This window comes from Clostridium sp. 1001270J_160509_D11 (genome assembly GCF_015667935.1).
In the GTDB taxonomy this organism is placed as follows: Bacteria; Bacillota; Clostridia; order Peptostreptococcales; family Peptostreptococcaceae; genus Intestinibacter.
Map to the genome: position 1 here is coordinate 1 of NZ_JADPET010000171.1, position 5,410 is coordinate 5,410.

Sequence of the window (5,410 nt, forward strand, 5' to 3'; positions counted from 1 at the left end):
AATCAATAGCAGATGCAAAAAAAGCGGCAGAGTCTATAGATGCATATTTATATGGTAAAGAATTAAAATATAAAAAGACAGGGGGTAAATACAATGAGACTCTTAACATTTAAAGGAGGGATACATCCTCCATATAACAAAGAGTATACAAACAAAGTGGCTCTAGCAAAGGCCGAGGCTCCAAAGATTGTTTACATTCCTCTTCAACAACATATAGGTGCTCCAGCAAAACCTATAGTAGAAAAAGGTGATGAGGTTAAAAAAGGTCAAATGATAGGGCAAGCAGGTGGCTTCGTTTCGGCAAATGTTCACTCATCAGTTTCTGGTAAAGTTATAGACATAGCAATGCATGAAGTTCCAGGTGGAATGGGACAGTGTATTGTAATAGAAAATGACTTTAAAGAGGAACTTCATGAAAGCGTTAAACCACATGGAGATTTAAGTGATCTACAACCAAAAGAAATTATAAAAATTATACAAGATGCAGGTATTGTTGGTATGGGTGGTGCAACATTCCCAACACATGTAAAATTATCTCCACCACCAGATTCAAAAATAGACGTTATTATATTAAATGGTGCTGAATGTGAACCATACTTAACTGCTGACCACAGATTAATGGTTGAACATCCAGAAGATGTAGTATTTGGTATAAGAGCAGTTATGAAAGCATTAGATGTGCATAAAGGATATATCGGTATAGAAGTAAATAAACCAGATGCAATAGAAGCAGTTACTAAAGCGGCTGAAGGATATTCAGAAGTAGAAGTAGTTGGTTTAGAAATAAAATATCCACAAGGTGCAGAAAAACAACTTATATATGCATGTACAGGCGGAAGAGAAGTCCCATCAGGTGCATTACCAGCAGCTGCAGGAGCAGTAGTTACAAATGTTGGTACGGCAGCACAAATAGCCAAATCAATAAAAACAGGACTACCTTTAGTAGAAAGAATAACTACTATCACAGGAGATGCAATAAAAGAACCTAAAAACTTAATAACTAAAGTCGGGACACCAATATGTGAAATAATAGATCAATGTGGTGGATTTAAAGATGGTATAACAGTAGGTAAAGTTATATTAGGTGGGCCTATGATGGGTAACACTCAATATACTACTCAGGCTGCAAGTACAAAAGGTACTTCAGGTATATTATGTTTATCAGAAGAAAAAGCTAGATTACCTGAGCCAACAAATTGTTTAAGATGTGGTAGATGTACAGAAGTCTGTCCAGCATTTTTACAACCATTATATATAAGTGCCAACTCGCTTAAAGGTGATTTTGATAAAGCAGAAGAACATAGAGCACTTGATTGTATAGAATGTGGTTCATGTTCGTTTATATGTCCAGCTAGAAGACCTTTAGTTGAATCAATAAGAAATGCTAAACGTCAAATTCAAGCAAAACGTAGAAAAGCACAAGCACAAGCTCAAGCAAAAGCAGCAAAATAAATAACGGGGGGAAATAAACATGGAAAATAAGTTTATAGTGTCATCATCACCTCATATTAGAAGTAATGAAGATACTTCTTATATAATGAAACAAGTCATATTCGCTCTTGTACCAGCAGCACTTGCTGGATTGTGGTATTTTAGAGCAAGCGCATTATATGTTATGTTTTTCTGTATATTAGGGACAGTCGGTTCTGAATATATATGGGAAAAAATAACTAAGCAAAAAAGTACTATTGGAGATTTTTCAGCAGTAGTAACAGGATTATTATTAGCATTTAACGTTCCAGCTTCACTTCCATGGTGGATGTGTCTATTAGGAGGAGTATTTGCAATAGTAGTTGTAAAAATGATGTTTGGTGGAATAGGTAACAATTTTGTTAACCCAGCTTTAGCAGCAAGAGCATTCTTACTTGCATCATTCCCAGTTCCAATGACTAAATGGACTCAAACAGGAGTTAACTGGGTAAGTACTACATCTGCAGCAGATGCAGTGACAACAGCAACTCCACTTAGCTTCTTAAAATCAGGGGCAGCAGGTCTACAAGGATTAGCAGACAATAATATATCTATGATGGATTTACTAGTAGGTAATATAGGTGGATGCGTTGGTGAAACATGTGCAATCTTATTATTACTAGGTGGTATTTATTTAATATATAAAGGAATTATAAGTTATATTATGCCGCTATGTTATCTAGCAACAATATTTATATTAACTTTCTTATTAGGTGGATTTAATATTCAATTTGCAGTAAGTGAAATATTAGCAGGTGGTGTTATGCTAGGTGGTTTCTTTATGTTAACTGACTATACAACATCTCCAATGACTAAAAAGGGACAAATTATATATGCAGTTCTTGCTGGTATAATATGTTCAGTAATTAGATTATATGGTGGATATCCAGAAGGATGTTCATATTCAATATTATTAGCAAACGTTATGACACCGCTTATAGACAAGTACGTTAATAACAGAGTATTTGGGGAGGTGGCTAAATAATGGGCAAAGATATGTTTAAATTAGGACTAAACTTATTAATAATAAGTGCAATAGCGGCTTTATTATTAGCATTTACTAATAACGTAACAGCAGATACAATAGCAAAAAGAAATGAACAAGCAAATGCAGAAGCTAGAAAATTAGTTTTAGAATCTGCTCAAGATTTTGAAGAAGTAAAAGATGCAAAGACTGATAACTCTAAAGGAGTTAAAGTTTCAGAAATATATGAAGCAAAAGATGCATCTGGAAATACTGTAGGATATACTCTAAAAGTTTTACCATCTGGTTATGGTGGAACAATAGAATTAATGGTAGGTATCGATTCTGCTAATGGTCAAGTATCAGGTATAAATGTTGTAAGTAACTCAGAAACAGCAGGTCTTGGTGCTAAAGCAACTGACCCAGAATTTAGTGATCAATATAAAGGAAAACCACTTGAAGAACTTTCAGTTCTTAAAAATGGAACTCCTGGTGATACTGAAATAAAAGCAATATCTGGAGCTACTATAACTTCTACAGCAGTAACTAACGGTGTAGATGCAGCAATCGAAGTTTACAATAACTCTTTAAAATAATCGATAGGGGGATTTTAAGATGAATCTAGGAAAAGTTTTTAAAAATGGTATTATCGACGAGAATCCAACCTTTGTACAAGTAATAGGGATGTGTCCTACTTTAGCAGTTACAAGTGCAGCAATAAATGGATTAGGGATGGGCCTTTCAACAACAGTAGTTTTAGCTTGTTCAAATGTAGCGATATCATTACTTAGAAAAGTAATACCAGATAAAATAAGAATACCAGCGTTCGTAGTTGTTATAGCTACTTTCGTTACAATAGTACAAATGCTTTTAAAAGCATATATACCATCACTTGATAAAGCACTTGGATTATATATTCCGTTAATAGTTGTTAACTGTATAATACTTGCTCGTGCCGAAAGTTTTGCATCTAAAAATGGAGCTGTTGCTTCTGCAGTAGATGGTTTAGGTATGGGGCTTGGATTTACTTTAGCTCTTACAATATTAGGAGCAGTTAGAGAAATATTAGGAGCAGGTGCAATATTTGGAGTAAGCTTATTTGGAGCTTCTTATCAACCAGCTTTATTATTCATATTACCTCCAGGAGCATTCTTAACATTAGGAATCTTGATGGCAATATTTAATAAAGTTACAAAGAAAAGTGCTTAATTTTTAGGAGGGAAATATTATGAATTATATTCTTTTATTACTAAGCATTGTCCTTGTTAACAACGTTATAACATCACAATTCTTAGGTATATGTCCTTTCTTAGGTGTTTCTAAGAAAGTAGATACAGCAGCAGGTATGGGAGCTGCGGTTACATTCGTTTTAGCCCTAGCTTCTTTAATAACATATTTTATACAAATGATATTAGTTAAAACAGGAACTGAATATTTACAAACTATAGCATTTATACTTGTTATAGCTTCAATAGTTCAGTTTGTTGAGATGGCACTTAAAAAAATGAGTCCATCTTTATATCAAGCATTAGGTGTTTATCTACCTCTTATAACTACAAACTGTGCAGTTTTAGGTATAGCACTTGTTAATGTTCAAAAAAACTACAATATATTAGAAACATTAATAAACGGTACTGGTGCAGGGTTAGGTTTTACATTAGCAATAGTTTTATTCGCAGGAATCAGAGAAAGATTAGAACTTGCAGATATTCCAGAAGCATTTCAAGGATTTCCTATAACATTAATATCTGCAGCATTAATGTCAATAGCTTTCTTAGGATTTACAGGATTAATAAAATTATAAAAACAGGGGGTGAAGTATTGTGGAAATATTAAAAGCAGTAATATTATTGGGAATCATGGGATTAATATTTGGTGCTGTATTAGCTTTTGCTGCACAAAAATTCGCAGTTGAAGTTGATGAAAGAGAAGCCAAAATACTTGAAGTACTTCCTGGAGCAAACTGTGGTGGTTGTGGATACCCAGGTTGTGGTGGTGTAGCAGCTGCAATAGTAAAAGGCGAAGCACCTGTCAATGCATGTCCAGTTGGTGGAGCAGCAGTAGCTGCAAAAATCGGTGAAATAATGGGCGTTGCAGCAGAAACAGGGGAAAGACAGGTTGCACATGTTATGTGTAAAGGTAGTTGTTCAAGTGCAGCAAACAAATATGAATATCAAGGGATACAAGATTGTAGAGCAGCAGCGGCATTAATTGGAGGAGCAAAATCATGTAGTTTTGGTTGTTTAGGACTTGGAACTTGTGTATCTGTCTGTGCATTTGGTGCATTATCAGTAGTTGATGGTGTTGCAGTAGTAGATGAAGAAAAATGTGTTCTTTGTGGAAAATGTATAGATATATGTCCAAAAGGATTAATAAAGAAAAAACCAGCTAAACAAGAAGTCGTAGTTGACTGTAGCTCTAAAGATAAAGGTAAAGATGTAAAAGATAAATGTAAGGCTGGATGTATAGGATGTAAAAAATGTGAAAAATCTTGTCCAGTTGGAGCAATAACAGTAGAAAACAACTTAGCTACAATAGATTATTCTAAATGTATAGGATGTAAAGTATGTGCAGAGGTTTGTCCAAAGAAAGTTATAGAAGCAGAATTATCAGACAGACGTAAAGTAACTATAGATGAAGAAAAATGTATCGGATGTACAGCATGTGCTAGAACTTGTCCATTTGGAGCTATAGAAGGAGAAAAGAAAAAACCACATAAAGTCGATGTTGAAAAATGCAAAGGATGCCATTTATGCATGAAAAAATGTAAAAAAGGCGCAATGCAATTAGTTGATGATAAGAAAGCATCAATTAAATTGGTTAATTAAAGATATTAAAATATAAAATGTGGATAGAATAAAGGTATAGATTTCTATACCTTTATTTTATTATGCATATAAATTGAATTTTTAAAGTACAATATAAATGTTCGGATTATAAAAATATCAATATAAATATTATTACAAAATCCTTAAT

General features: G+C 33.8%; 6 protein-coding genes. All 6 read left to right on the forward strand.

The genetic code is table 11. The features are described from left to right. Positions 1–93 precede the first annotated feature (93 nt). The 6 genes from rsxC to I4U58_RS12400 are packed head-to-tail and all read left to right on the forward strand — an operon-like array spanning position 94 to position 5,262. Positions 94–1,452, forward strand: coding sequence for an electron transport complex subunit RsxC (gene rsxC / locus I4U58_RS12375; protein ID WP_195931651.1), 1,359 nt, complete (start codon positions 94–96; stop codon positions 1,450–1,452). 19 nt (positions 1,453–1,471) lie between these two features. Continuing rightward, positions 1,472–2,455: an RnfABCDGE type electron transport complex subunit D gene (locus I4U58_RS12380; protein WP_195931652.1), complete on the forward strand. Its 984-nt coding sequence runs from the start codon at positions 1,472–1,474 to the stop codon at positions 2,453–2,455. Continuing rightward, positions 2,455–3,030, forward strand: a complete 576-nt coding sequence (locus I4U58_RS12385) for an RnfABCDGE type electron transport complex subunit G (protein WP_195931653.1) — start codon at positions 2,455–2,457, stop codon at positions 3,028–3,030. The genes I4U58_RS12380 and I4U58_RS12385 overlap by 1 nt, the downstream gene beginning before the upstream one ends. A gap of 19 nt (positions 3,031–3,049) precedes the next feature. After that, positions 3,050–3,643, forward strand: a complete 594-nt coding sequence (locus tag I4U58_RS12390) for an electron transport complex subunit E (protein WP_007286595.1) — start codon at positions 3,050–3,052, stop codon at positions 3,641–3,643. 19 nt (positions 3,644–3,662) lie between these two features. After that, positions 3,663–4,238: an electron transport complex subunit RsxA gene (gene rsxA, locus I4U58_RS12395; RefSeq protein WP_195931654.1), complete on the forward strand. Its 576-nt coding sequence runs from the start codon at positions 3,663–3,665 to the stop codon at positions 4,236–4,238. 19 nt (positions 4,239–4,257) lie between these two features. Further along, positions 4,258–5,262 carry an RnfABCDGE type electron transport complex subunit B gene (locus I4U58_RS12400; protein ID WP_195931655.1) on the forward strand — a complete coding sequence of 335 codons (1,005 nt, stop codon included), beginning with the start codon at positions 4,258–4,260 and terminating at the stop codon, positions 5,260–5,262. The last annotated feature ends 148 nt before the right edge of the window (positions 5,263–5,410 follow it).

What these genes read in the sequence shown, in the direction of transcription:
- rsxC (WP_195931651.1), top strand. Translation starts at nt 94, where the DNA reads ATGAGACTCTTAACATTTAAAGGAGGGATACATCCTCCATATAACAAA.
- I4U58_RS12380 (WP_195931652.1), top strand. Translation starts at nt 1,472, where the DNA reads ATGGAAAATAAGTTTATAGTGTCATCATCACCTCATATTAGAAGTAAT.
- I4U58_RS12385 (WP_195931653.1), top strand. Translation starts at nt 2,455, where the DNA reads ATGGGCAAAGATATGTTTAAATTAGGACTAAACTTATTAATAATAAGT.
- I4U58_RS12390 (WP_007286595.1), top strand. Translation starts at nt 3,050, where the DNA reads ATGAATCTAGGAAAAGTTTTTAAAAATGGTATTATCGACGAGAATCCA.
- rsxA (WP_195931654.1), top strand. Translation starts at nt 3,663, where the DNA reads ATGAATTATATTCTTTTATTACTAAGCATTGTCCTTGTTAACAACGTT.